Annotated in this window: 22 protein-coding genes; 12 read left to right on the forward strand and 10 right to left on the reverse strand. The window is 72.4% G+C overall.

Annotated elements, in window-relative coordinates:
* The first annotated feature begins 76 nt into the window (after positions 1–76).
* The 6 genes from OG386_RS06950 to OG386_RS06975 all read left to right on the forward strand — a co-directional run bounded on the left by OG386_RS06950 (position 77) and on the right by OG386_RS06975 (position 8,958).
* Complete coding sequence (locus tag OG386_RS06950) at positions 77–1,174, forward strand: MFS transporter (RefSeq protein WP_328787278.1); 1,098 nt, start codon at positions 77–79, stop codon at positions 1,172–1,174.
* A gap of 101 nt (positions 1,175–1,275) precedes the next feature.
* Complete coding sequence (locus tag OG386_RS06955; protein WP_328793583.1) at positions 1,276–1,617, forward strand: three-helix bundle dimerization domain-containing protein; 342 nt, start codon at positions 1,276–1,278, stop codon at positions 1,615–1,617.
* 31 nt (positions 1,618–1,648) lie between these two features.
* Positions 1,649–2,620 carry a polyphosphate kinase 2 family protein gene (locus OG386_RS06960; protein WP_328787279.1) on the forward strand — a complete coding sequence of 324 codons (972 nt, stop codon included), beginning with the start codon at positions 1,649–1,651 and terminating at the stop codon, positions 2,618–2,620.
* A 63-nt stretch (positions 2,621–2,683) separates the two neighbouring features.
* Positions 2,684–5,428, forward strand: a complete 2,745-nt coding sequence (locus tag OG386_RS06965; protein WP_328787280.1) for a cation-translocating P-type ATPase — start codon at positions 2,684–2,686, stop codon at positions 5,426–5,428.
* A 13-nt stretch (positions 5,429–5,441) separates the two neighbouring features.
* Positions 5,442–7,217 carry a SulP family inorganic anion transporter gene (locus OG386_RS06970; protein WP_328787281.1) on the forward strand — a complete coding sequence of 592 codons (1,776 nt, stop codon included), beginning with the start codon at positions 5,442–5,444 and terminating at the stop codon, positions 7,215–7,217.
* Positions 7,218–7,278: 61 nt separating this feature from the next.
* Positions 7,279–8,958 (forward strand): alpha/beta hydrolase, encoded by a 1,680-nt coding sequence (locus OG386_RS06975; protein WP_328787282.1) that lies wholly within the window; start codon positions 7,279–7,281, stop codon positions 8,956–8,958.
* A 33-nt stretch (positions 8,959–8,991) separates the two neighbouring features.
* Here the strand turns inward: OG386_RS06975 and OG386_RS06980 are convergent, their stop codons facing one another.
* The 8 genes from OG386_RS06980 to OG386_RS07015 form a co-directional block, all read right to left on the reverse strand.
* Positions 8,992–9,729 (reverse strand): CPBP family intramembrane glutamic endopeptidase, encoded by a 738-nt coding sequence (locus OG386_RS06980; RefSeq protein ID WP_328787283.1) that lies wholly within the window; start codon positions 9,727–9,729, stop codon positions 8,992–8,994.
* A gap of 115 nt (positions 9,730–9,844) precedes the next feature.
* Positions 9,845–10,354, reverse strand: a complete 510-nt coding sequence (locus OG386_RS06985; RefSeq protein ID WP_328787284.1) for a nucleoside deaminase — start codon at positions 10,352–10,354, stop codon at positions 9,845–9,847.
* A 140-nt stretch (positions 10,355–10,494) separates the two neighbouring features.
* Positions 10,495–10,647, reverse strand: coding sequence for a hypothetical protein (locus OG386_RS06990; RefSeq protein ID WP_328787285.1), 153 nt, complete (start codon positions 10,645–10,647; stop codon positions 10,495–10,497).
* A 280-nt stretch (positions 10,648–10,927) separates the two neighbouring features.
* Positions 10,928–12,157: a Dyp-type peroxidase gene (locus OG386_RS06995; RefSeq protein WP_328787286.1), complete on the reverse strand. Its 1,230-nt coding sequence runs from the start codon at positions 12,155–12,157 to the stop codon at positions 10,928–10,930.
* The gene (locus tag OG386_RS07000; RefSeq protein ID WP_328787287.1) at positions 12,154–13,410 is read right to left on the reverse strand and encodes a hypothetical protein; all 1,257 of its coding nucleotides are present in this window, start codon (positions 13,408–13,410) and stop codon (positions 12,154–12,156) included. The genes OG386_RS06995 and OG386_RS07000 overlap by 4 nt, the downstream gene beginning before the upstream one ends.
* Positions 13,411–13,550: 140 nt before the next feature.
* Positions 13,551–14,747 (reverse strand): NAD(P)/FAD-dependent oxidoreductase, encoded by a 1,197-nt coding sequence (locus OG386_RS07005; protein ID WP_328787288.1) that lies wholly within the window; start codon positions 14,745–14,747, stop codon positions 13,551–13,553.
* Positions 14,744–16,159, reverse strand: coding sequence for an FAD-dependent oxidoreductase (locus tag OG386_RS07010; RefSeq protein ID WP_328787289.1), 1,416 nt, complete (start codon positions 16,157–16,159; stop codon positions 14,744–14,746). The genes OG386_RS07005 and OG386_RS07010 overlap by 4 nt, the downstream gene beginning before the upstream one ends.
* Positions 16,156–17,595 (reverse strand): FGGY family carbohydrate kinase, encoded by a 1,440-nt coding sequence (locus tag OG386_RS07015; RefSeq protein ID WP_328787290.1) that lies wholly within the window; start codon positions 17,593–17,595, stop codon positions 16,156–16,158. Before OG386_RS07015 ends, OG386_RS07010 begins: the two co-directional genes overlap by 4 nt.
* A 403-nt stretch (positions 17,596–17,998) precedes the next feature.
* Here OG386_RS07015 and OG386_RS07020 point away from each other — a divergent pair, with 403 nt between their 5' ends.
* A complete protein-coding gene (locus OG386_RS07020; protein ID WP_328787291.1) occupies positions 17,999–18,979 on the forward strand; it encodes a hypothetical protein in 981 nt (326 codons plus the stop codon).
* A gap of 224 nt (positions 18,980–19,203) precedes the next feature.
* The gene (locus OG386_RS07025) at positions 19,204–20,628 is read left to right on the forward strand and encodes an amino acid permease (RefSeq protein WP_328793184.1); all 1,425 of its coding nucleotides are present in this window, start codon (positions 19,204–19,206) and stop codon (positions 20,626–20,628) included.
* A gap of 69 nt (positions 20,629–20,697) precedes the next feature.
* Here the strand turns inward: OG386_RS07025 and OG386_RS07030 are convergent, their stop codons facing one another.
* Together OG386_RS07030 and OG386_RS07035 are read right to left on the reverse strand one after the other, a co-directional pair.
* Positions 20,698–20,871, reverse strand: a complete 174-nt coding sequence (locus tag OG386_RS07030; protein ID WP_328787292.1) for a hypothetical protein — start codon at positions 20,869–20,871, stop codon at positions 20,698–20,700.
* On the reverse strand, positions 20,856–21,497 hold the full coding sequence (locus tag OG386_RS07035) for a hypothetical protein (RefSeq protein WP_328787293.1): 642 nt from the start codon (positions 21,495–21,497) through the stop codon (positions 20,856–20,858). The genes OG386_RS07030 and OG386_RS07035 overlap by 16 nt, the downstream gene beginning before the upstream one ends.
* A gap of 85 nt (positions 21,498–21,582) precedes the next feature.
* Between OG386_RS07035 and OG386_RS07040 the strand changes: the two genes are divergently transcribed.
* From OG386_RS07040 to OG386_RS07055, 4 genes are all read left to right on the forward strand, one after another.
* Positions 21,583–21,918 (forward strand): hypothetical protein, encoded by a 336-nt coding sequence (locus OG386_RS07040; protein WP_328787294.1) that lies wholly within the window; start codon positions 21,583–21,585, stop codon positions 21,916–21,918.
* Positions 21,919–21,994: 76 nt separating this feature from the next.
* Complete coding sequence (locus tag OG386_RS07045; RefSeq protein WP_328787295.1) at positions 21,995–22,588, forward strand: TetR/AcrR family transcriptional regulator; 594 nt, start codon at positions 21,995–21,997, stop codon at positions 22,586–22,588.
* Positions 22,585–23,421: an alpha/beta fold hydrolase gene (locus OG386_RS07050; RefSeq protein WP_328787296.1), complete on the forward strand. Its 837-nt coding sequence runs from the start codon at positions 22,585–22,587 to the stop codon at positions 23,419–23,421. Before OG386_RS07045 ends, OG386_RS07050 begins: the two co-directional genes overlap by 4 nt.
* A gap of 97 nt (positions 23,422–23,518) precedes the next feature.
* Positions 23,519–24,706 (forward strand): D-alanyl-D-alanine carboxypeptidase family protein, encoded by a 1,188-nt coding sequence (locus OG386_RS07055; protein WP_328787297.1) that lies wholly within the window; start codon positions 23,519–23,521, stop codon positions 24,704–24,706.
* Positions 24,707–24,741: the final 35 nt, after the last annotated feature.

Consider the following 24,741-nt stretch of genomic DNA (forward strand, 5'->3'; position numbering starts at 1 on the left):
CTGGACCGGACCGGCGACCACGCTGCGGTCCTGCGCGGCCCCAGTCGGCCTCGTCGTCTACGGCATCGGCGCGCTGATGAGCGCCGCCGCCCCGGGCCTGGGCGTACTCATCCTCGGGAACTCGATCCTGGAGGGCGTCGGGACGGCCCTGCTCATCCCGCCCGTCTACATCCTGACGACGCTCATCTTCACGAACCTCACCTCACGGGCCCGCGCGTTCGGCGTCATCATGGCGCTGGGCGGCATCGGCGCCGCCGCCGGGCCGCTGATCGGCGGGCTCATCACCTCATGGCTCAGCTGGCGCGCCGCCTTCGTGTTCCAGGCCTTGGTCATCGTCGTGATCATCGTGCTGAGCCGGAACCTCGAAGACCCCCTGCCGCCCGATCCGACGCGCCCCTTCGACACCACCGGAGCGGTCCTGTCGGCCGTCGGTCTCGTCCTCGTCGTCATGGGCATCCTCGCGGCGGACAACAACGTCTGGCTCATGATCGGCCTGCTCGCCGCCGGCGCCCTCGTACTCCTCTGGTTCTACCTGTCCATACGGGCGAAGGAGCGCGCGGGAAAGGAGCCCCTGCTGTCCACCGACCTGTTCCGCAACCGGACCTCCAACCTGGGCCTCGTCACGCAGAACGTCCAATGGCTGCTGCTGATGGGCTCCTCGTTCACCATCGCGACCTACCTCCAGGTCGTGCGCGGGTACGACGCGATCCAGACCGGAGTCATCTTCACGGCCGCCACCGTCGGCCTGCTCGCGTCGTCGCTCGCCGCCGAACGCCTGGCGAAGCGGCGACCCCAGAGGACCCTGATCATGACGGGCTTCGTCGTCACCGTCGCCGGGATCGTCGCCCTGACGGCGATGGCCGGCGGCTCCCCCGCCCCCTGGGCCCTCGCCCCCGGACTCCTGCTGATCGGACTGGGCCTCGGCGTGATGCTGACCCCCTCGGTCAACGTCGTCCAGTCGAGCTTTCCCGAAGAGCAGCAGGGCGAGATATCCGGTCTCTCCCGCAGCGTCTCGAACCTCGGTTCCTCGCTCGGCACGGCGGTCGCCGGCACCATCCTCGTCGCCGGCCTGACCAGCGGCGCCTACGCCGCGGCGATGATCACACTGGCCGTGATCGAACTGGTGGGACTCGCCGCCGCGGTGCTCCTGCCGAGGAAACCGCCCCCGGCGTAGCCACTGGAAGGCGATCTTGTCTGGTTTGGCAGAGAATCGCCATGAAGACACGCTCACCCGATGTCGGCATGCGCGGATCGACGGTCCGAAGGTCGTGGGACATGGCACCTGCAACACTCCAGGGCGCGGAACGGACCGAGGCCTCCTCCGCCATGGAAGATCCCGGGGCGCGGCCAACGGAACCGTGGTCACCCACCCCGACGGAACAGTGGTCACCCACCCCGGAGGAACTCGCGTCCGTCCGGACCACCGTGGCCCGCCTGAAGGCCGCCTACCCCGCGGTCGACGCGGACACCGTCGAGGCGACGGTCAGGGCCGCGTACGACTCGTTCCGGCAGGCCAGGGTCAGGAAGTACGTCCCCATCCTGGCCGAACGCCGGTCCCGGAAGGCGCTCGCCGCCGTCGTCGGGCGCACCCCGAACGTGGTGGGGGACGCGCCGTGACCGCCGTGGCCCGGGAAAGGGGCGAGCGCTGATGTCCGACGAGAGGGCCGAACGCATCGCGGACTTCATCGAGCCGCTACGGGTGCGGCCGGGGTCGAAGGTGCGTCTGGAACGGGACTTCGATCCCCGATACAAGGCCGGCATGAAGAAGCGGGAAGGGACCGAACTCCTACGGACCGGCGTGTCGCTGCTCGCCGAGTACCAGGAGCGGCTGGCCGCCCAGGACACGTACGGCGTGGTGCTCGCCCTCCAGGCGCTCGACGCCGGGGGCAAGGACGGGACGATCCGCCACGTGATGAGCGGCGTCAACCCCCAGGGCGTACGGGTCAGCAGCTTCAAGGTGCCCTCCTCCGAGGAACTCGACCACGACTACCTGTGGCGCTACGCCCGGCGGCTGCCCGAACGCGGCGAGATCGCCATCTTCAACCGCTCGCACTACGAAGAGGTCCTCGTCGTGCGCGTCCACCCCGAGGTCCTCCTCCGGCAGAAGCTGCCGGAGCACGTGCTCGGGCCGGACATCTGGGACCGGCGCTACCGCGAGATCAACCGCTGGGAGCGCTACCTCACGGACAACGGGTTCAAGGTGGTGAAGATCTTCCTCAACCTGTCCAAGGAGGAGCAGCGCACCCGCTTCCTGAAGCGGATCGACCTGCCGGAGAAGAACTGGAAGTTCTCCGCCGCCGACGTCCGGGAGCGGCGCCGGTGGGACGAGTACCAGCACGCGTTCTCCGAGATGCTGTCGGCCACGAGCACGAAGTGGGCGCCGTGGTACGTCGTCCCGGCGGACCGGAAGTGGTTCGCGCGGATCTGCGCGGCCGCGGTCCTCGCGCACACCCTGATGGACATCGATCCGCAGTACCCCGACGTGGGCGAGGAGGCCCGCAAGGATCTCCTCGTCACGAAGCGGAGCCTGGAGCGGGAGGCTCCGGCCGGCGCCCCGGCCGATCCGTACGCCGCTCGGCACGGCAAGCCGAAGGGCAAGCCGAAGAAGAAGCGTGGCTAGCGCTCCTCGAACGGCGCGCGGCCGGCCCGGATGCGTCCGCGGCCCCGGATCGGAGGCACAACCATGACGGTGCGGTCGGATTCCGTGGCGGAACAGCCGCGGGCTGCCGGGGACGGCTGGTACGCGCGCTCCCCCGAGGAGGTCGTGGCGGCGTTCGGTGTCGATCCCGCGGCCGGCCTGTCCGCGGCGCGGGCCGCGCAACTCCTGGCCGCGAACGGTCCGAACGCCCTGCCCGAGGAGCAGCGGACCCCGGCCTGGCGGCGCTTCCTCGCCCAGTACCGCAGTTACATGCAGATCGTCCTGGTGGCCGCGGCGATCGTCTCGCTGGTCATCCAGGAGTGGACCACTGCGATCCTGCTGATCGTCCTGACGCTGTTGAACGCGGTCGTCGGCCTGCGCCAGGAGGGCAAGGCCGAGAGCGCCATGAACGCGCTGAAGTCGATGATGAAGGCGACGGCCCGGGTGCGCAGGGACGGCAGGGAGGCCGAGATCCCCGCCGAACAACTGGTCGACGGGGATGTCGTGCTCGTCTCCGCCGGGGACCAGGTGCCGGCGGACGGACGACTGATCGAGGCCAGCGCCCTGCAGATCGACGAGTCGGCACTGACCGGTGAGAGCGTGCCCGCCGCGAAGGAGACCGGCCCGCTGCAGGGAAGTGGGCTGTCGCCCGGCGACCAGACCAACACGGCGTTCATGAACACCCCGGTCACCCACGGCAGCGGCGTCATGATCGTCACCGCGACCGGTGCGGACACGGAGCTCGGGAAGATCTCCGGGATGCTGTCGGCCACCGAGAAGGAAGTGCCGCCGCTCACCAAGGAGCTCGACCGGCTGACCCTGTGGATCACCGGCGCGGCGGGCCTCACCATGATCGTGATGTTCGCCCTGGGGCGCCAGCGGGACCAGGCCTGGGACGTCCTGTTCGTCAGCGCGGTCTCGCTGGCCATCGCGGCCATCCCCGAGGCCCTACCGACCGTGACCCAGGCGATCCTGTCCGTCGGGAGCCTGAACCTGGCGAAGCGCAGCGCCATCGTCAAGGAACTGCCGTCGGTGGAGACGCTGGCGTTCACCTCGGCGATCAACTCGGACAAGACCGGCACGCTGACGATGAACCAGATGACCGCCGTCGAAGTGCTGAGCCCCACCGACCGGTACACCGTGTCGGGCACGGGGTACGGACTCGAAGGCAAGGTCCACCACGCCGCCGGGTCCGCCGCGGGGATCGAGGACGCGATCTTGCCGTACGTGGTGGCCAGCGACGCCAAGCTGGTGGGCGGAGCGGTGGTGGGCGATCCGACCGAGGGTGCGCTGCTGGTGCTCGCGCACAAGGCCGGCCTGGACACCGACGCCACCCGGGACGCCCTCCCTCGGCTGGCCACCCTGCCGTTCGACCCCGAGTACAAGCTGATGGCCACCTTCCACTCGGCGGTCGACGCCTCGGGGCGGCAGGTCGTGCGCTGCTTCGTCAAAGGAGCGGCCCCTGCGGTGATGGCGCGGGCCGCCACCGCGCTCGCGGCGGGCGAGACCGTCCCGTGGGACGCCGATCTGCTCCGCCGGGCCGAGGAGCAGAGCGAGCGGATGGGCGGTGAGGGGCGGCGGGTGATGGCCGCGGCCATGCGCGATCTGGACCCGGACGGCTTCGATCCCGAGGGCGACCTGCTCGCGTACGTCACCGAGCTGCGGATGACCAGTCTCGTCGGCATGGTCGATCCGCCCCGTGAGGAGGCCAAGGCCGCGGTGGCCGACGCGCAGGCCGCGCACATCCGGGTCCGCCTGGTGACCGGGGACGACGTCACCACCGGGGCGGCGATCGCCCGGCAGATCGGGATCCCCGGCGAGGCCGTGCTCGGTTCCGAGTTCGCCGCGATGAGCGAGGAGGAGCAGCTCGCCCGCATCGAGGGGATCGGTGTGGTGGGGCGGGTCGCTCCGGAACACAAGGTGCTGCTCGCGAACACGCTGAAGAAGAAGGGCGAGGTCGTGGCGATGACCGGGGACGGCGTCAACGACGCTCCCGCCATCAAGGCCGCCGACATCGGCATCGCCATGGGCAGCGGCACGGACGTGGCCAAGAACGCCGGGCGCATGATCCTCTCCGACGACAACTTCGCCACCATCGTCTACGCCGTCGAGCAGGGCCGGACGATCTACGACAACCTCACCAAGTACATCCGGTTCGTACTGCTCCTGCTGGTCACGTTCGTGCTGACGTTCCTCGGGGCCACCGTCTTCAACATCGCCGCCGGTGAGCCGTTCACCCCGCCGCAGGTGCTGTGGATCCACTTCGTCGTCAACGCCTCCTTCGGCTTCGCGCTCGGCTTCGACCGGGAGAGCGCCGGACTCATGCGGCGCCGGCCGCGGCCGCGCGGAGAATCGGTGCTGACCCGTCCCGTGCTGGTCACGGTCGGGCTCGGCGGGCTGGCGATCACCATCCTCCTGCTCGGCCTGATCACGCTCGGCGAGCGCCACTTCGGCGACATCGAGATCGGCCGGTCGATCGCGTTCACGGCCTTCGCCCTCTGTCTGATCGTGGCGGCGTTCGAATGCCGCAGCGAGACGGATTCCGTACTGACGACGTCCACGTTCGACAGCAAGCAGATGAACTGGGTCGCCCTGGCCCAGTTCGTGCTCTCCGTGCTGGTGACCCAGACGGACGGCTTCCAGCGGGTCCTCGGGACGACCGACATCGACGCGCGGCAGTTCGGCTGGGCGCTGCTGGCCGCGGTCGTGCTCCTGGTCCTGTGGGAGCTGGGCAAGCTCGTGGCCCGCCGTTCGGGGACCGCGTCGAGGGCCGCGTCGAGGGCCGCGTGAGGAAGGCCGGTCCGTGACCACCCGGCACGACGGCCACGGGGTGCTCTCCCTCTTCCGGGCGGTTCCCGGGATCCGCGCGGCGAAGTCCTACCGGCGCGCGTGGCTGCCCAAGGACCTGGTCGCGGGAGTCGTCCTGACCACGCTGCTGGTGCCGCAGGGCATGGCCTACGCCGAGCTGGCGGGCCTGCCGGCCATCACCGGCCTGTACACGACGATCCTCTGCCTGCTGGGGTACGCGGTGTTCGGGCCGTCCCGGATCCTGGTGCTGGGCCCGGACTCCTCGCTGGGTCCGATGATCGCCGCCACCGTGCTGCCGCTGGTGGCGGCCGGCGGGGATCCCGACCGGGCCGTCGCGCTCGCGTCGATGCTCGCGGTCATGGTGGCGGCGATCATGATCCTGGCCTCGGTGGCGAAGCTCGGCTTCATCGCCGACCTGATCTCCAAACCGACGATGATCGGCTACATGAACGGCCTGGCCCTGACCATCTTCATCGGCCAGCTCCCCAAGCTGCTCGGCTTCAAGGTCGAGGCGGACAACCTGATCGGCGAGTGTGCCGGCCTCGTGCGGATGATCGCCGACGGGGCGACGGTAGCGGCGGCCGCCGCCGTGGGCCTCGGCGGAATCGCTCTGATCCTGGTCCTGCAGCGCTTCCTGCCGAAGGTTCCCGCGGTGCTCGTGATGGTGGTCCTGGCGATCGCCGCGGCCACCGTCTTCGACCTGGACGAGCACGGCGTCGGCCTGGTCGGCGTACTCCCCGAGGGCTTCCCGCCGTTCACGCTCCCCGATGTGCGGCCCTCCAACCTCGCGCCGCTGCTCGGCGGTGCGCTGGGCATCGCCCTGGTGTCGCTGGCCGACACGATCTCCAACGCGTCCGCCTTCGCGGCCCGCACCGGCCAGGAGGTCCGCGGCAACCAGGAGATGGCGGGCGTCGGTGCGGCCAACCTGGCCGCCGCCCTCTTCCAGGGCTTCCCGGTCAGCACCAGCGGGTCCCGGACGGCGGTGGCGGAGCGCGCGGGGGCCCGGAGCCAGCTCACCGGGGTCGTCGGGGCGTCGCTCATCGTCCTGATGCTGGTGCTGGCTCCGGGTCTGTTCCGCAACCTCCCCCAGCCCGCCCTCGCGGCCGTGGTCATCACCGCGTCGCTGTCCCTGGCCGACGTACCGGGAGCCGTACGGCTGTGGCGGCAGCGACGGGCGGAGTTCCTGCTCTGCTTCGCGGCGTTCGCCGGCGTGGCCCTGCTCGGCGTGCTGCCCGGCATCGCCATCGCCGTGGGCCTGTCCGTACTCAACGTCTTCCGGCGGGCCTGGTGGCCGTACGACACCGTGCTGGGGCGGGTGCGGGGCCTGGAGGGCTACCACGACGTCCGTTCCTACCCCGGGGCCGAGCAACTGCCGGGCCTGGTGATCTACCGGTTCGACGCCCCGCTCTTCTTCGCCAACGCCAAGACCTTCCGGGACGAGGTCAGGCGGCTGGCCGGCGCGGATCCGCGGCCGAGCTGGATCGTGGTCGCGGCGGAGCCCATGACGGACGTGGACACCACTGCCGCGGACGTCCTGGAGGAGCTCGACGAGGCGCTCAACGCCGACGGTGTGCACCTGGTGTTCGCCGAGCTCAAGGACCCGGTGCGGCGGAAGATCGAGCGGTACGAACTCACCCGGACCATCGACCCCCGGCACTTCTTCCCCACCGTGGAGGCCGCGGTCGCCGCCTTCCGCCTGCGCACCGGAGCCGAGTGGACCGCACCGGGCCCCGACGGGTCCGCCGGGCCCCCGCCCACCGGCCCGCAATGACCGTCCGCGCCCCGGATGGCACGACCGACGCGGCGAGGGCACCATGGCCGTGGAGGACGCCATGAACCAGGACCCGCCGGAACCTCCCGCACAGGACGAGCCGGTACCCGAACACCGCCGGTGGCCCCGTCTGACACTGCCCGGCTGCTGGGGCGCGCTCCTGCTGGCCTGTCTGTCCTTCACCCCGTCACTGCTCCCCCGCGGGGGCGTACTCCAGGGCTTGGTCTGCGGCATCAGCGCAGCCATCGGCTACGGGCTGGGCGTGGTCGCGGCCTATGTGTGGCGCGCCTTCGCCGACCGGGACGCGCGGATCCCCTCGCGCCGGTCGTGGCTCGTCCTGGTCGTCAGCGCGATCGTGCTCTTCGGCGTCTCGTTCGGCCTCGGCCAGTACTGGCAGCACGAGATCCGGCTGCTCATGGGGGTCACCGACTACAACGTCCTGTTCACCGTCGCCTGCCCCTTCGTCGCGGCCCTCGTCTTCCTGCTCCTGCTCCTGGCCGGGCGGGGGCTCCGGGCGCTGTACCACCGGGCCGCCGACCTGCTGGACCGCTGGATCGGCGGCCGAGCGGCGCGGGTGGTCGGCTGGCTCCTGGTGGCGGGCCTGGCATGGGCCGCGTTCTCCGGGCTGCTGCTGAACGGCTTCGTGAACGCGTCCAACGAGGCCTTCTCACTGCGTGACACCGAGACCCCGGAAGGCGTCCACCAGCCCACGTCGGCGCTGCGTTCGGGCGGGCCCGGCTCGCTGGTGCCGTGGGACTCGCTGGGCCGGGAGGGCCGGGCGTTCGCCGACGGAGGACCATCGGCCCAGGAGATCGGCGCGTTCACCCACCGTACGGCGCAGGAGCCCGTCCGCGCCTACGCCGGACTGGAGACCTCCGACGACACGGAGACCCGGGCGGCCAAGGCGGTCGCGGACCTCGAACGGGCGGGCGGCTTCACGCGCGAGAACCTGCTCGTGATGACCACCACGGGCAGCGGCTGGGTCGATCCCGCCGCTGTGGACTCGTTCGAGTACCTGGGCAACGGCGACGCGGCCACCGTGGCGATCCAGTACTCGTACCTGCCGTCGTGGATGTCGTACCTGGTGGACCAGTCCAAGGCGCGCGCGGCCGGCCGCGACCTCTTCGACGCGGTCTACGACAAGTGGTCCAAGTTGCCTCAGGACCAGCGCCCGCGGCTGTTCGTGGCGGGTGAGAGCCTGGGGTCGTTCGGCGGTGAGACGGCCTTCAGCGGGGAGGCCGACCTGCGCAACCGCACCGCCGGCACCGTGTTCGCCGGTCCGCCCAACTTCAACACGCTGTTCCGCGAGTTCAGCGACCACCGCGACGCGGGCAGCCCCGAGATCGAGCCCGTCTACCGGGACGGACGGACCGTCCGCTTCACCGACGACCCGGCCGCCGGGACGCCTCCGGCGGACCGGCCGTGGGACGGCCCGCGGGTGGTCTACCTGATGCACCCGTCCGATCCGATCGTCTGGTGGAGCCCGAACCTGGCGCTCACCGAGCCCGACTGGATCGGGGAGCGGCCCGGCTCGGACGTGCTCGAAGCCATGGTCTGGATTCCGTTCGTGACCTTCTGGCAGGTCACCGCCGACCTGCCGTTCTCGACCGGAGTACCGGACGGCCACGGCCACACGTACAAGGCCGCGTACGTCGACGCCTGGAACGACATCATGCGGCCGGAGGGTTTCACCGCGCAGGACCTGAACCAGCTGAAGGGCATCGTCTCGCCGCAGCACTGAGCCCGTCCCACGCTGAGCCCGTCCCACCGCCGGTCAGCGCAGCAGGTACCCGACGAAGTAGCCGAACGCGTTGACCGCCCAGTGCAGGCCCATGGGAGCCAGCAGGCTGCCGCTGCGGCGGCGCAGTTCGCAGAACAGGACGCCGGCCGCCGCCGTGAACAGCACGGCGCCCAGCACCGCCCCGAACGCCGACTGGCCGACGACCGAACCCACGGCCGGTTTCGCCGTCGCCAGGTGCAGCGACGGCAGCACGTGCCACAGCCCGAACAGCAGGCTCGACACGGCGGTCGCCCAGACCGCCCCGCGGACGCGGTACACGAGGCCGTAGAGCACGCCGCGGAAGGCGATCTCCTCCACCAGGACCGTGCCGACGGGGACCAGCACGAACACGCGGAGCAGCACCTCGCCGCCGTCCATCGCCTCGTACCGCCGGTCCTCGAACAGCTCCCTGGTGGCCGGCAGCAGGGCCCCGGCCAGGTAGACGACGCCGACCAGGCCGATCAGGACCAGCGCCCAACGGGCACCGCGGGCCAGCGTGCCCCGGGCCAGCCCCGCGTCCGCGAGGGTACCGCCGGCCCACCGGAGCACACCGAGCAGCAGGCCGCTGACCACGACGGCCGTCACCAGGGCCCACGCACCGGTCCAGCGGTGCAGGGCCAGGTTGGCGGCGCCGATGACGGCCACCGTGACCCCCACGGCCGGCCAGGTACCGATGCGTCGCGGACGTCGATCGTGTCGCCGCCCGGCGTCATCGGCGGTGCTGCGGGGCATGAGAACCCACCTCGGTCATGACGACAGGTCAGTCGGCCTCATCTTGCACCGTCACCGCGGAACTCGACGGCCGCAACCCCGGGATCGCCGGACCGCTGTGGACCGGACCGCTGCCTCAGTAGTCGATGCGGTCGGTCTTGGCCACCCACGCGTCGAACGGCGCCGTACGGTTGGGCAGGTCCAGCTGCTCTATCGCCAGCGGCCACTTCGATGCGGGCTGCTTTTCGAACAGGTCGTAGAACTTGCGGTCGTCGAAGCCGGCCACCGCGGCGTCGTGCCGGTCGGCGGCGTAGACGATCCGGTCGACCCGCGCCCACAGCGCCGAGGAAAGACACATCGGACACGGTTCGCACGAGGTCACCAACACGCAGCCTTCGAGCGAGAACGTGTCGAGCTCCTTGCAGGCGGCGCGCATCGCGCTCACCTCGGCGTGGGCGGTCGGGTCCAGGGTGGAGGTGACCCGGTTGTTCCCGAGCGCGACGATCTCGCCGCCCTTGACGACCAGGGCGCCGAACGGCCCGCCGCCGTTCGCCACGCTGTTCGTGGCGAGTCTGATCGCCTCGTCCAGCCAGGTGCGCTCGAGGTCCTGGACGTTCGCTTCTTGGGTGTGCGCGGTCACGGTCACTCCTTAGGAGACGGTGGGGGATTTCCCTGGTGTCCTGCCCGTGGGGGAGGCGCACCAGGGGCGACAGGTGGGGCTCGCGGGTGCCGCTTCGAGGCCGGCGTCCGGGGATCGGCACGGTCGGCGGCACCCGCGGGAGCTCGCTACGGCTGGACGCCGGCGAGGTGCTCGGGTGCGACCGGGCTGCGGGTCAGGTCCGCCCCCGGCGCAGTGCGGACGGCGAGTTCCGCGGTGACGGTGACGCCTGGGTCGAGCCCGGCCATGGCGAGCGGCCGGCCGGACAACGTCTCGCTCAAGGCTCCCTCTCCCCCGCTTCGTTGCATCGTGTGTGAAGGAGTACACAGGCAACCGAGCACAGTCAGGCAGGGACGGAAGACATGAAAACGTCTGCTGGCTGAAACCTACTCTTCGTACAGATCTACAAAACGGCTTCCCCGGGCACGATATGACCTCTGGTCATTGATCCAGCGGACAGCCCCGGAAGCGAACCTTCCTGGTGGAAGCGGTGGTTGCTGCCGAGGTCCCGCCGGACCGGCCGGTGCGGGCGGAGCGGAACGCCCGGGCGGGGGCGGTGGTTCAGCCGAACACCTCGGCCCCCGGGTAGGGGGCCCCGTCCCGAACGGGCGGAACCAGATACGTGCCTGCCGCCCGTACCGTCAGCAGCCGTCCGGCCGGTCCGTCCGGACCGGGCTGCCCGCCGAAGTTGACGCCACCCAGCCAGCCGCGCTGGGTGAGGATGCGCAGCACCCGTTCGGGGCTGTCCTGGAAGCCGACGAAGTTCAGCCCGGCCCGGAAGCCGGGGGCGGCCGCGACCGGCTCGAAGAACTCGTACCCCTGCCGGAACACCCGCAGCGAGCCGCTCTGGTCGGGGTCGGCGGTGCCGGTCAGATTGGACCGCCGCACATGGCTGGTGAGCAGCACCGGATCGGCGGTGGGCCGTGGCTCCAGGAAGTCCTCGTTGCCCGGTTGCGTCACCTCGGTGGTCCCCGCCACCGGACAGCCCGCGGCCGGTACGGGCAGCCCTTCGCCGTCACGGCCGGTGAGGGGGGCTCCGGTGAGCTTGTCCCGGCCGACGAGGAGCTCCTGCTGCACGCGCGGCAGGAGGTGCCACTGGTCGAGGTCGACGGCGAGGCGGGCGAAGACCAGGCAGGTACCGCCGATCGTCCACGGGTCCGGGCCCGCGTCGGCCGCTCCGATGCTGATGACCCTTTCCCGGTCGGCGCTGTCCAGGTTGGACACGCCGTCGTGGAAGCCGATCCAGCTGCGCCTGTCGTCGCGCTGGAATCCGGTGTGGATGCCCGCGATCTCCAGCGGGGCCGTCCGCGAATCGCCGGTGCGCGCGCCGCGCAGCAGCTTCCACAGCTCCACCACGGCGCGCGAGGCCGCGAGCTGGGTGTCCGCGGTGAGCTGGAGGCAGAACTCCTCCGTGGCGTCGTTGCGGGTGACGTCCGCCGCGTAAGACAGGCCCCCGCCGACCAGCAGCGGCCCGCCTCCGGTGGGGCGGGGCGAACGGAACCGCAGCCGCGGGCCGAGTGCGGCCGGACAGGGGAGTTTCGCGCCCACGATGTCGAACGCCTTCGGGCCGAAGCCGAGCAGGAACTCCAGGCCGGCACTCGGCACCGGGTGGCCCGGCAGTTCCGCCACGATGCCGTCGGCGAGGCCGCGCAGCATCGTGGTCACCTCGCGCAGCGCGCCGTCGACGGCCGCGGCGTCGGCCTCCGGGTCGGCCCGCAGGAAGACGAGCGCGAGATGGCCGGGTGCGCGCCGGCCGGGCCCGTGGTAGATCCCGTCCTGGAGGACGCTCATCTCACGCCCCGGGGGCGGCTGCCCAGGAGTCCGGGCCGTAGGGCCTCGGCGTCGAAGGCTTCCTTCAGCGGCCCCACCGTGTCGGTGCACACGCGCGCGTCCCGGCAGCGGATGGGCCCGGTCGAGTCGGCGAGGACCACGAAGTCACCGGGTGGTACTTGCGCCGGTGCGCCGAGCGCGACGATCGGGCCGACCTGTACCTGGCGTACGACTTCGTAGCCACCGGTCAGGGGTTCCTCCGTGTCGCCCTCCACCACCGTGATCTCGTCGAGGAAGTGCGGGTCGTCGTCCGACGGGCCGAACTCCAGCCGCTGGGCCAGCCCCTGCTGCCCGCGGCCCAGCCGGATCCACGGGTCCGGGACGGGGCCGCCCTCGAAGAGGAAGACCTCGGAGGTGAACTGCTGGATGTACATGCCCAGTGGATCGGCGAAGGACACGGTCCGGCCGTGGAAGGCGGCGTCCGCCGCGGCCAGTGCGGCGGCCGGGTCGGCATGGCGGCAGGACAGGGCTTCGAGCCCGGGCTGTTGGCGGAAGATCTGGTCCCGTCCGGCTGGTTCGAAGCCGCCCGCGGAGTTCCGGCGGGCGTAGGGCTTCGCGCCGAACATCACGATGTAGATCAGGTCGTCCAGCCCGTTGATGGGGTGGGCCATGAAGAGGGCGTTGACCGCGTTGAGCGAGCCCGCCGGTTCGGCCGGGACGTCGGCGTCGATCAGGTCGGGGTGCTGTCCGTGGCCGGTCAGGTGGCGGGCGAAGGCCACGCGGCGTTGGGTCGGGGCGAGCAGCTGCGGGTCCGCGACGGCCGGTCCGTAGAGTTCCTGCCAGCGGGGTTCGGTGCCGAGCGTCTCGGTGAGGATCTCCCGCAGGCGGGCCGGGGCGTGCTCGGCGAGCATCAGGTAGTACTCGGGGAGCTCGGTGGTGACCTGCACCCGCTTGGGGCGGACCCGTCCCTCGGTGTCGGTCGCGCTGATGACCGCGTACTCGCAGTACTCGTTGTGCAGGGCGCGTCGGCCGCGCACACCCCAGTCGGACAACGTGCGGGCCGTGGCGGCGTCGAGGCAGAACTCCGGCTCGGCCGGATTGCCGAACCAGGTGACGGCCACCCGGTCGGCGGCCGGATCGTCGGGCTCCAGGGTGAAGTACTGGCTGCCCAGGTCAGGCTCCAGGCGCCTGAACTGGCGGTCGATCTCCTTGTTCCAGCGGTCCAGGAGATCGGGGGTCAGGTCGTCGGCCAGTCCGGGGACGGAGAACGGCACGTCGGTACCTCCTGACGGGGCGCAACCCCGTAGGTGACGTCGCGAGCGACGAGGGTCGTGACGCAGAGTATCCGATGCGTTCACGGAAAGTAGTCAATGGCGCGCCCGGCATCGCCCTCCGGGCTCGGGGGGCGGGACCGTCAGCCGATGGCCAACACGACCGGACCGCCCGACCGGTCGACCCGGTCCGTCCAACCCGGCGGCAGCGTCAGCGACCGCGACGACGTCGCCCGGGCCGGGACCCGCCGGCGCCACAGCAGCCGGCCGTCCTGGGCCGCCGTCAACACCGGGGCGGTCAGCGGTTCCGCCGACCGCAGCAGCAGCGGCCGCCCCACGACGTCCGTGAGCCGGTTCGGCGTCACCCACAGCAGCGGGGCCCGGACGACCAGCGGTGGGCCGGGGTCCGGCCACGGCGCGCCCGCCAGTCGGGCCAGGACCGGGTCCGCGGCGGCGTCGCCCTCCCCGGCCGCGGTGGCGGCGCGTTCGACGCCGTGGAGGGCGTTGCCGACCGCGAAGACCCCCGGCACCGACGTGCGGAAGGACGCGTCCGTGCAAGGGCCGCGGGTGCCGGGGTCCAGGGCGACGCCACCGCGGCGCGCCAGCTCGTGGTCGGGGATCCAGTCGCCGGTGAAGACCACCGTGTCGCACGCGAGGAGCCCGCAGCGGCCGTCCTCGTGGCGCAGGGCCACGCCCGACAGACGGCCCCGGCCGCGCAGTTCGGCCACCGTCGTGGCCGTGAGCAGCGGGACTCCCGGCACGGCGGTGCCGCGGGAGCGCTCCGTGATCACGGCCACCACCTCCGCTCCCGCCCGGCGCAGGGTGCGTACGGCGTGGCGGGCCACCGGCTCGGCGCCCACTACGACGGCCCTCCGGCCGATGTCCTGGCCGTACAGGTGGACCGACTGCTGTAGCTCCCCGGTGGTCAGCACGCCCGCCGGCCGGGAGCCCGGTACCAGCCGGGCGCTGCGCGGGCGCTCGCGGGCGCCCGTGGCGAGGACGACGGCCCGGGCCGCGATCCGCTCCAGGCCCGCCGGGCTCGTGGTCTCCAGGGTCAGCGGGCCGGCCCAGCCGGTGGCGCTGACACCGGTACGGACCGTCGCCCCGGCCGCCGTCGCCGCCCGCACGGCGCGGCGCGCGTACGCCGGTCCGGTGAGCCAGGGGCGTACGGGCCCCCCGAATCCGCCGTGGTGGCAGTGGCGCGGAACTCCGCCCGCGTCCTGCTCGCGCTCCAGGACCTCGACGCGGCCCGCCCCCGCGCCCGCGAGGCGGGCGGCCAGGGCCAGCCCGGCGGGACCGGCGCCGATGACCAGGACGTCGACCGTGCGGTCGCGGCTCACCTGCGGGCCTCCTCGAACAGCGCGCGGACGGCGGCCCCGCAGTGGAAGCCCTGGCAGCGGCCGCCCCGTGCGCGCGTGCGCCGCCGCAGACCGTCCGGCGAGCCGGGCGGGACGGCCGAGGCCAGCGCGTCGCGGATCTCCCCGCGCGTCACGCGCTCGCAGTGGCAGACGATCCGGCCGTACTCCGGGTCCCGTGCGATCAACTCGGCGTCGCGGTAGGGCCGCAGGAACGCCTCGCCCAGGTTCGGCATCCGCACCGGTTCCAGCTCCCGGGCCCCCGCCACCGGCAGGCCGCCGTCGGCGAGCAGTTCCACGACGTGGGCGGCGATCGCCATCGAGGCCGTCAGTCCCGTCGAGCGGATCCCGCCCACGGTGACGTACCGCTGCGCGGGGTGGGCCCGGATCGCGTAGTCGTCGTCGCCGGTGGCGGCCCGTAGGCCTGCGTACACGGCGGTGACCTCCTCCTCCAGGAGGGCCGGCAGGATCCGGCGGCCCTTCTCGCGCAGCAGCGCGATCCCCTCGGCGGTCGATCCGGTGTCCGTCTTGTCGTCCAGGTCTTCGGCGGTCGGCCCGAGCATGACGTTCCCGTACACCGTCGGCGACACCAGCACCCCCTTGCCGAGGGCGCTCGGTACGGGCAGCAGGACGTGCCGTACCAGGCCTCGGGCGAGCTCGTCGAAGACGATCAGCTGGCCGCGCCGGGGCGTCACGGCGAAGTCCGCGTGACCGAGGAGCCGATCGATCTCGTCGGCGTACAGACCGGCCGCGTTGACCAGGTACCGGGTGCGCAGCGGACCCCGGCTCGTGGCCAAGGCGTGCGTTTCGCCCGACGTGACCTTCTGCACGCGGCAGTTGAGGTGGAGGTCGACGCCTGCGCGCACGGCCTGCGTGGCGTACGCGAGCGTGGTCGTCCAGGGGCAGATGATGGACTCCCCCGGCACGTCGAGGGCTCCCAGCACCCCGGGTCCGAGCTCCGGCTCACGGGCCCGGACCTCGTCGGCCGCGATGATCCGGGCCGCGCGGTAGCCGTTGCGCACGGCCTTCTCCGCGAGCCCCGGCAGTGCGGCCAGCTGCTCGTCGTCCCAGGCGACGAGGAGCGCCCCGAGCGGCTCCACCGGGATGCCGCTCTCGGCGGCGTACGCGGCGAGCAGTCGATGGCCCTCCCGGACGAGCCGGGACTCCAGGGAGCCGGGCACCGCGTCGAATCCGGTGTGCAGGATGGCGGTGTTGGCCTTCGAGGTGCCGTCACCGACGTCGTCGGACGCGTCGACCAGCGCGATCCGTAGCGGGAACCGGGCCAGTTCGCGGGCGATCGCCGCGCCCACCACGCCGGCGCCGACGACCGTCACGTCGTACTCCCCACCGGGCAGGGCGCCGCCGGTGGTGACGGCGGTGGTGGCGGTGACGGTCATGCCGGTGCGTCGCCGAGCAGGGCCGAGACCGCCGCGCGGAAGCGCGTGCGGCGCTCCGTCGCCTCCGTCGCGTCGGCCCGCGGCTCGTAGACGGCGGACGGCTTCCACTGCGGGACGGCCTCGGCGACGGTGAGCGAGGGGTCGAGCCCGAGCCGGGCGACGGCGCCGACGCCGAGCGCGGTGACGTCCGGCAGCGCCGAGACCTCCACGGGGATCCCGAGGAGGTCGGCCTGGGCCTGCATGAGCAGCGCGGACCGGGTCAGCCCGCCGTCGACGCGCAGGGCGGCGAGCGGGGCGCCCAGGTCGGCGGCGACCGCGTCCGCGAGCTCCGCCACCTGGGCGGCGATGCCGTCGCACAGGGCGCGTACCAGGTGCCCGGCGGTGGTGTCGAGGCCCAGACCGGTGACCGAGCCCCGCAGGTCGCCCCGCCACCACGGGGCGGCGAGCCCGGCGAGCGCGGGGACGAAGGTGACGCCGCCGGCGTCCGGGACGCGCCCGCCGACGGTGTCGATGTCGGCGGCGCCGGAGATCACCCCGAGATCGGTGAGCCAGCGCACGGCGGAGGCGGCCGTGTACACCTGCCCGTCCAGGCAGTAGCTGGTCCGGCCGGCGAGCCGCCAGGCCACGCAGCCGACCAGTCCGGAGGTGCTGCGCAGGGGGCGCGGGCCGGTCTGTGCCAGGAGGAACGCGCCCGTGCCGTAGGTGCACTTGGCGGTGCCGGGTTCGGTGACGCTCTGGGCGAGCAGCGCGGCCTGCTGGTCCACGAGCAGTCCCGTCAGCGGCAGCGCGGGACCGAACGCGGTGGTGGTGCCGACGTGGGTGTCCGCGTCGACGACCTCCGGCAGCCGCTCGCCCGCGAGGCCGAAGGCGTCGAGTGCCGCGTCCGACCAGCGGGTGGTGTCGAGGTCGAGCAGCTGGGTGCGGCCGGCGGTCGCCGCGTCGGTGACGAACGCGCCGGTGAGGCGGTGCACGAGCCATGCGTCGCTGGTCGTCACGACTCCGCGCCGGGTCAGGTGGCGGCGTATCCAGGCCATCTTGGGGGCGGCGAAGTACGGGTCGAGCGGCAGGCCGGTCGTCTCCCGCAAGAAGGCGGCGCGGGGGGCCAGTTCGGTGCAGAGCCCTTCGGCGCGCCGGTCCTGCCAGACGATCGCGTCGGTCAGTGGTTCGCCGGTCGCGGGGTCCCAGGCGAGAACGGTCTCGCCCTGGTTGGCGAGGCCCACCGCCACCACCGGCTCGCCCGCCGCCGCCAGCGCGGCGCGTCCTGCGTCGACGACCGAGTCCAGCAGTTCGCCGGGGGTGACCTCGACCCGGCCGCCCGGCAGGTAGCGGGGCCGTACGGCGGCGGATCCGGATCCGATGACTCCGCGTACCGGACAGACGACCAGCGCCTTGGTCCCCGAGGTGCCTTGATCGACAGCGAGCACCGGGCCCGTCATCACCACTCCGTCCCTGGTGTCGCCTTGATCGAACGTCGGTCGGAAGCCTTCCCCAGCCGACGTCGCCCGTCAAGATCCGTCCGAGGCCGCCGCGGTCCACTGACGCATCCTCATATGTTGATCGTGGCTTGATACTTACGTTCGAACATAGAACTGGATGCGTATGCTCCTGATCGCCATATAGTGATCGCCGATCAACGGGCAGCGACATCGACCGTGGGTCAACGGCGGGGGTTCGACGGACAGTTCTCGCATGGTTCACGCATCCCTGGCACCGGGCACGGCTGCACCACGGCAGTCGGCGGCCGGATGGACCCACCTTCCATGCGATCCGAGGACTGATGATCACGACCACCGTAGAACGCGCCCGCCCGGGCCGCCGCCCGTCGACCGGGACGAGGTGATGGCGGGCAGCGATTTCCGGCCCGTCTACCACCCGGCCGGCCACGACAAGGAGCTGCGTTCCGCCGCCCAGGACCTGCGCACCGGTCGCTGGGTCTCCATGGCGCGCTTGCTCGAACGCACCGACAACTGGGGCCTGTGGACCCAGCGCACCCAGGTGCTCGCCGCCGTCTCCGCCGGATCCGACGTGGTCCAGGCCTGGCGGGCCGAGCAACCGGACAGCGTCGCCGCGCTCGTGATGCACACGCGCGTCTGCGTCGAACGGGCCGTTCGCGCCCACCGCGCCGGACACGCCCGCACCGGCGAGCTGTGGCAGGAAGCCTGGTCGACCTGCCGGGAGGCCGCCCGCATCAACCCTGCCGACCCCGTGCCCTGGGTCTGCCTGCTCGCCCTCGCCCTCCTCGACGAACAGCGCCAGATGGCCGAGCACCGGATCGCGCCACCCGCCCCGATGCTGCCACCCGGCCCTTGGGGCATCCTCGCGGAGGTCGACAAGCGCGACCCGCACAACCGCGAGGCCTACCACCGCATGCTCCAGTTCGTGTACGCGGGCGCGCCCGGACCGCTCTCCGAGGCCGCCAACTTCGTCCACTGGGCCGCCAGCGCCGCCCCGCCGGGATCGCCCGTACACGTCCTGCCGCTCTACGTACGGGTCGAGCGCTACCGTCGCGAACGCGGCCAGGAGCGGGCCCTCGACCTGCACTGGGTCGCCGAGGACGCCGTCCGCGACGCCCTCCGCGCCCTGGACACCTGGTTCCTCCACGCCGATCTGCCGCACGCCTCCCCGCTCGATCTGAACCAGCTCGCCCACGCCCTGTGGGGGGCCCTCCAGTTCGAGGAGGCGGCCCGGGTGTTCGACACCATCGGCCCGTACTGGACGACCCTGCCGTGGGCCCACCGGACCCGCGACCCGGCCGACCGCGCCCTGGCCGAGGAGGTGTTCCTGCAGGCCAGGTCCCGCAGCCTGGCCGGCCGGAACTGACCCCCGCCGCCCTCCCCCACGGCGCCGACCCCACGCTCCCACCGCTCGACCCAGGCTCCACCCGCACCCCCAGGCTCCACCGTCCCCGTACTTCACAGACCCCCGGAGGTACCGCCGTGTCCAGAACCGAATGGGCAGCCCGCCAGGACCGCAAGGCTCCACCCCTGCAGGACGAGGAACAGCGCCTCAGGGAACTCGGCTACCAGCCCGTCCTCGCGCGCCGGATGGGCGGCTTCGGCAACTTCGCCATCAGCTTCTCCGTCATATCCGTCCTCTCCGGCTGCATGACGCTGTACGGATTCGGCATGGGCTCCGGCGGCCCGTCCGTGATGCTGTGGGGCTGGGTCGGCGTGGGCCTCTTCGTGCTCTGCGTGGGTCTCGCCCTGGCCGAGGTCACGAGCGCCTACCCCACCTCCGGTGCGCTCTACTACATGGCCGACCGGCTCGGCGGCCGCCGCTGGGGCTGGTACACGGGCTGGCTGAACCTGCTCGGCCTGCTCGGCGCCATCGCCGGCATCGACTACGGCGCGGCCCTGTTCACCGGTGCCTTCCTCAACCTCCGCTTCGGGTTCGTGCCCACTCCCGGCTCCACCTTCCTGATCTTCCTGTGCATCCTGCTGCTGCACGCCGCGCTCAACCTCTTCGGGGTCCGCCTCGTCAGCGTGCTCAACTCCATCAGCGTCTGGTGGCACCTGGGCGGCGTCGCCGTGATCGTCGGCGCCCTGGCCTTCATCCCCGACAACCACCAGTCGGCGTCGTTCGTCTTCACCGAATTCGTCAACGACACCGGCTGGGCCAACCCGTTCTACGTGGCGGCGGTCGGCCTGCTGCTCGCCCAGTACACCTTCTCCGGCTACGACGCCTCCGCGCACCTCTCGGAAGAGACCAGCAACGCCTCCGTCTCCGCCGCCAAGGGCATCGTCCGGGCCATCTGGGTCTCCTGGATCGCCGGCTTCGCCCTGCTCGCCGGCCTGACCTTCGCCATCCAGGACTACGCGGCCGTCCAGAACAGCGCCACCGGCGTTCCGCCCGCCCAGATCTTCATCGACGCGCTGGGCTCCGGCGGCGCCACCGCCCTGCTCCTCGTCGTCATCGTCGCGCAGCTCTTCTGCGGCAACGCCGAGGTCGCCGCCGCGAGCCGCATGGTCTTCGCGTTCAGCCGTGACAACGCGCTTCCCGGATCCGCCCTGTGGCGCAAGGTCAGCGGCCGGACCCAGACGCCGGTGCCCGCCGTATGGCTCTCCGTCGCCGTCGCGGCCGTACTGGCCCTCCCCTCCCTGTACTCCGCCACCGCCTACGGGGCCGTGACCGCCATCAACGTCATCGGCATCACCCCGGCCTACGCCATCCCGATCTACCTGCGCCTGCGCGCCGGCAACCGCTTCGAGCCCGGCCCCTGGAACCTGGGCCGCTGGAGCAAGCCGATCGGCTGGACCGCCGTCCTGTGGGTGGCGCTCGTCACCGTCCTCTTCTGCCTGCCGCAGAAGTCCCCCGTCACAATCGACTCGATGAACTACGCCGTGATCGCCCTCGCGGTGGTCCTGGTCCTGGCCAGCGTCTGGTGGTACGTCGCCCGCCGCTCGTACGGCACCCCGTCGGCCTACGGCAACGCCCGCGAGCAGGCGGAGATCGCCGAAGACATCGTCTGATCCGGCCCGGCCGCCCCGGCCCGCCGCGCCTGCATCCGGTCGACGGACGACCGGGGTGTGCACGGCCGGTCAGCGGCGGCCGGCCGTGCGCCGCTGCGGGGGCGCGATGCGCACCCGCTCCTCGGCGGGCCCGTCATCGAGGTCGTCGAGTTGCGCGACGATCGTGCTGCGCAGGTCGTCGTAGTCGTCGAAGCGGAAGTCGTGGAACAGCGTGTAGCCGGTCCACATCAGGTTGGCGCACACCCGGGCCGGCACCCGACCGGAGGGTCGTCAGCATCCGCTGCATCATCAAGGCGGCGGCGATGTGGAAGTACGGCATCCCCAAGAAGACCCCCATCGCCGACGTCCGGGCGCTGCTGAAGGAGCGGGAGACCGTCCAGCCGCCGGAGTGGTTCCAGGCGATGGTCACACAGGGCGTGCTGCTGCTGAACGCGGCGCTCACCGCCAGCAGCGACGGTTCGGCGGCCGTCGACCGGCACACCGCGTTCTGGCGTCCGGTCGCCGAGCGGATCGTCGAGGAGGTCCTCCGGGCCAAGCAGGACGCCGCCGAGGAGGACCGCGGCGTCGTCTTCGCCTGGTGGGGGGCCCACGCCCGGTCCCTGAAGAAGGTCGTCCTGCGGCTCCAGGAGAAGTACCCCGAGGTGGAAGTACGGCACATCGACCACCCCAACCCGGCTGCGCAGGGCGACGTCTTCTGCGACGGCGACCACTTCGGCACGGTGAACGACGCCCTCGCGTCGCTGGGCGCGGATGAGATCGACTGGCTGCCGAGCACGGGGTGGAACGCGGCGGGGCCGCAGGCCGGCGGCGCGGGCGACGGCGTCGCCGAGCGCATGGGCGCCTTCATCGCGTCCACCATGGAACTGCACCAGCTGTACCTCGACCGTCTGGCGAGCGGGGAGGACGAGGGGCTCGTCCTCCCCGCGATCAGCGGTGTGTTCGACACCCCCGCTGATGGGTTTCCAGGACGCCGCCGCTCCGGTCGTGGAGGTGCTGTCCGGCCTGGACCGGCACGTCAAGCTGTCCCACGAGTTCGGCACGGGGCGGGCGGACGGAGCGGTCGGCGGCCTGTCCGCCGACGCGATCGCCGCGCTCCACCTCTACACCTGCGAGTCCGCGTTCTACCGGGAGATCAACGCCGTCCTGCGCTCCCCGGACCGCGCCCGGCTCGTCCCCTACCTCCCGTACCTGCGGCTGCTGTTCTCCGCCGTGGCGGAGCTGAAGACCGAGCGCGGCGGCCTGTGCACGGTGCGGCTGACCGAGTTGGAGGAGCAGACCCTCGTGTCGTGAGGGGACGGCAGCCGATACGCCGTTGCGTTCCTAGGGGTCCTAGGTTAAAACTAGGACCCCTAGGAACGGAGGGCGCATGGCACGGGCAGGTCTGACGGCGGAGCGGGTGACGGTCGCGGGCGCCGAGCTGGCGGACGAGGTCGGGCTCGACCGGGTGACCATGTCGCAGGTGGCGCGGCGGCTCGGGGTGAAGGACGCGAGCCTCTACGCGCACGTGCGCAGCCTGGAGGACCTGCGCGGACGGATCGCACTGCTGGCGGCGGACGAGAAGACCCTGCGCATCGCCCGGGCCACGGCCGGGCGGGCCGGCAAGGACGCGCTGGTCGCGTTCGCCGACGCCTGGCGGGAGTACGCCCACGAGCATCCGGGCCGCTACGCGGCGACCCAGACCCCGATCCGGATCGACCCCGAACTGGCCGCACGGGCGCCCGGACCGCGCCGCGCGGTCGAGCTCACTTACGGAGTGCTGCGCGGCTACGACCTGACGGAGCCCGACCTGACCGACGCGGTCCGGCTGTTGCGCAGCACGTTCCACGGGTTCGTCGCCCTGGAGGCTGCGGGCGGGTTCGCGCACGAGCGTTCACCGCAGCTCTCCTGGATCCGCGCCCTGGACGCCCTCCACACCCTCCTGGAGCACTGGCCCCCGACCCGAGAGGGAGACCCCTCATGACCGACCCTGACATCGGCAACCTGCGCGTGAACGGCGCCACCTTGCACTACGAGGTGCGCGGCCGGGGCCCGCTCCTGCTGCTGGTCCCCGGCGGGACGGGCGGCGCGGCCTCCTTCGACGGCGTGGCCGACGACCTGGCCGCCGAGTACACCGTCGCGACCTACGATCCGCGCGGCATGTCCCGGAGCACGCTGGACGACCCGGACGCCGAGCAGCACGTGGCCGAGCACGCCGAGGACGCGGCGCGGATCGCGGACCTGCTGTCGCCCCGTGAGCCCGCTCGGGTGTTCGGCAGCAGCTCGGGCGCGATCGTCGCCCTGCACCTGCTCACGGTCCGTCCCGAACGCCTCGTGCGCGTCGTGGCGCACGAGCCACCGGTGGTGGAGGTCCTGCCGGACGCCCCCGATCACCGACTGCTCATCGCCCGTGTGCAGGAGACGCTCCGCACCGAGGGGCTCATGCCGGCGATGGCCGTGTTCGCCGCCGGCCTGCGCAAGGACGGCGACACGGCCGGGCCGGGGGCCGAGGTCAGGCTTCCGCCCCGGGCGGCGGCACGGGCCGAGCAGACGATGGCCGACCTGCCGTACTTCGTCGGCCGCATCGTGCCCGGCTTCATGTCCTACGTCCCGGACATCGACCGGCTGGAGACGCTGGCGGACCGGCTCACGCTCGCCTGCGGCCAGGACTCCCGCGGAGAACTGCCCTACCGTCCGGCCGCCTTCCTGGCCGAGCGGTTCGGCACGGAACTCCTGCGGTTCCCCGGCGGACACACCGGCCTGACGACGCACCCCGCCGGATTCGGTGAACTCCTGCGGAAGGCCTTCCGCGCGTAGGCCCCGCCCCGAGGCGCGTCCGCGTCCGCGCTCCGGCCCACCACCGGTCGGCGTACGCCTCGCTGCGCGCGGCCCGATGCATTCCTACGCTGGATGAATGAGCATCAGATCCTCTGGGCGCAGGACCGGCGCGGGCGCCGCGGCTCTCGCCATCGGCGCATCGGTCCTCCTCGTGCCGACGGCGGCCGGCACCGTGCGGGCCGAGCCGCTGCCACCGCGACCCGCCCCGGCCGTCGACGCCGCGCTGTTGCACCGGGCCGGGACCCACGTACGGGCGCGGCAGGGGGCGCCCGCACTGCCGGACGACGTGTCCGCCCTGTCGTGGCTGGTGGCGGACGCCGGTACGGGTGCGGTGCTCGCGGCCCACGACGCACACCGCCGGCTGCCTCCTGCCAGCACCCTCAAGACCCTCTTCGCCCTCACCGCTCTGCCCCGTCTGCCCGGCTCGGGCCGGCACACGGTCACCGAGGCCGAGCTGGACGAGGTACCGGAGGGGAGCAGCACGGTGGGTCTGTCCGCGGACCACACCTACCGGGTGGCCGACCTGTGGCGGGGCGTCTTCCTCAGCTCGGGCAACGACGCCGTGCACGTGCTGGCCGCGATGAACGGCGGCTGGGACGTCACGTCGGCACAGATGCAGGCCAAGGCGCGCGCGCTGGGGGCGCGGGACACCACCGTCGTCTCCCCGGACGGCTTCGACGCGGACGGCCAGGCTTCCTCGGCCTACGATCTCGCCGTCTTCGGCCGTACGGGCCTCGCCGACCCCGCCTTCGCCGAGTACGCGGCGACCGCCGACGCCCGCTTCCCCGGCGGCACCAACGCCGACGGCAGTCCCACCTGGACGTACGGGATCGAGAACACCAACCGGCTGGTGACCGGTCAGGACGGGATGGGCCGGTACCCGGGGATCATCGGCGTCAAGAACGGCTACACCTCCCAGGCGGGCTTCACGCTGATCGCGGCCGCCCGTCGGGACGGTCGCACGCTGCTGGCGACGGTGATGAACCCCCAGTGGGGCGGCGCGAACGCCGTGTACGAGGAAGCCCGGTCCCTGCTGGACTGGGGATTCGCCGCGGCGGGACGTGTGGATCCGGTCGGATCGCTCGACCCCCCGCCGCCGCCCGCGGCGCCGCCCGCGACGCCGCGCACCGTTACCGCGCGCGCCGTCGCGCGCAGCGGGCTCGACGTCGGTACGCCGATGGTCTACGGCTTGTCGGCCGCGTTCCTCGCCGCGGTGGCGACCCTGACCGGGGCAGCCGTCCTGCGCCGCCGCCGGAGCCCGTGACCGCGCGGACCGTACCCGGGATCCAACGGATCCGG

Origin of the sequence: Streptomyces sp. NBC_00273, assembly GCF_036178145.1 — a bacterium.
Classification (GTDB): Bacteria; Actinomycetota; Actinomycetes; order Streptomycetales; family Streptomycetaceae; genus Streptomyces.

Coding starts and splice junctions, on each gene's coding strand:
- OG386_RS06950 (WP_328787278.1), top strand. CDS start 77: ATGAGCGCCGCCGCCCCGGGCCTGGGCGTACTCATCCTCGGGAACTCG.
- OG386_RS06955 (WP_328793583.1), top strand. CDS start 1,276: ATGGCACCTGCAACACTCCAGGGCGCGGAACGGACCGAGGCCTCCTCC.
- OG386_RS06960 (WP_328787279.1), top strand. CDS start 1,649: ATGTCCGACGAGAGGGCCGAACGCATCGCGGACTTCATCGAGCCGCTA.
- OG386_RS06965 (WP_328787280.1), top strand. CDS start 2,684: ATGACGGTGCGGTCGGATTCCGTGGCGGAACAGCCGCGGGCTGCCGGG.
- OG386_RS06975 (WP_328787282.1), top strand. CDS start 7,279: ATGAACCAGGACCCGCCGGAACCTCCCGCACAGGACGAGCCGGTACCC.
- OG386_RS06980 (WP_328787283.1), bottom strand. CDS start 9,729: ATGCCCCGCAGCACCGCCGATGACGCCGGGCGGCGACACGATCGACGT.
- OG386_RS06995 (WP_328787286.1), bottom strand. CDS start 12,157: ATGAGCGTCCTCCAGGACGGGATCTACCACGGGCCCGGCCGGCGCGCA.
- OG386_RS07010 (WP_328787289.1), bottom strand. CDS start 16,159: ATGACCGTCACCGCCACCACCGCCGTCACCACCGGCGGCGCCCTGCCC.
- OG386_RS07015 (WP_328787290.1), bottom strand. CDS start 17,595: ATGACGGGCCCGGTGCTCGCTGTCGATCAAGGCACCTCGGGGACCAAG.
- OG386_RS07020 (WP_328787291.1), top strand. CDS start 17,999: ATGGCGGGCAGCGATTTCCGGCCCGTCTACCACCCGGCCGGCCACGAC.
- OG386_RS07025 (WP_328793184.1), top strand. CDS start 19,204: ATGGGCGGCTTCGGCAACTTCGCCATCAGCTTCTCCGTCATATCCGTC.
- OG386_RS07040 (WP_328787294.1), top strand. CDS start 21,583: ATGGGTTTCCAGGACGCCGCCGCTCCGGTCGTGGAGGTGCTGTCCGGC.
- OG386_RS07045 (WP_328787295.1), top strand. CDS start 21,995: ATGGCACGGGCAGGTCTGACGGCGGAGCGGGTGACGGTCGCGGGCGCC.
- OG386_RS07050 (WP_328787296.1), top strand. CDS start 22,585: ATGACCGACCCTGACATCGGCAACCTGCGCGTGAACGGCGCCACCTTG.
- OG386_RS07055 (WP_328787297.1), top strand. CDS start 23,519: ATGAGCATCAGATCCTCTGGGCGCAGGACCGGCGCGGGCGCCGCGGCT.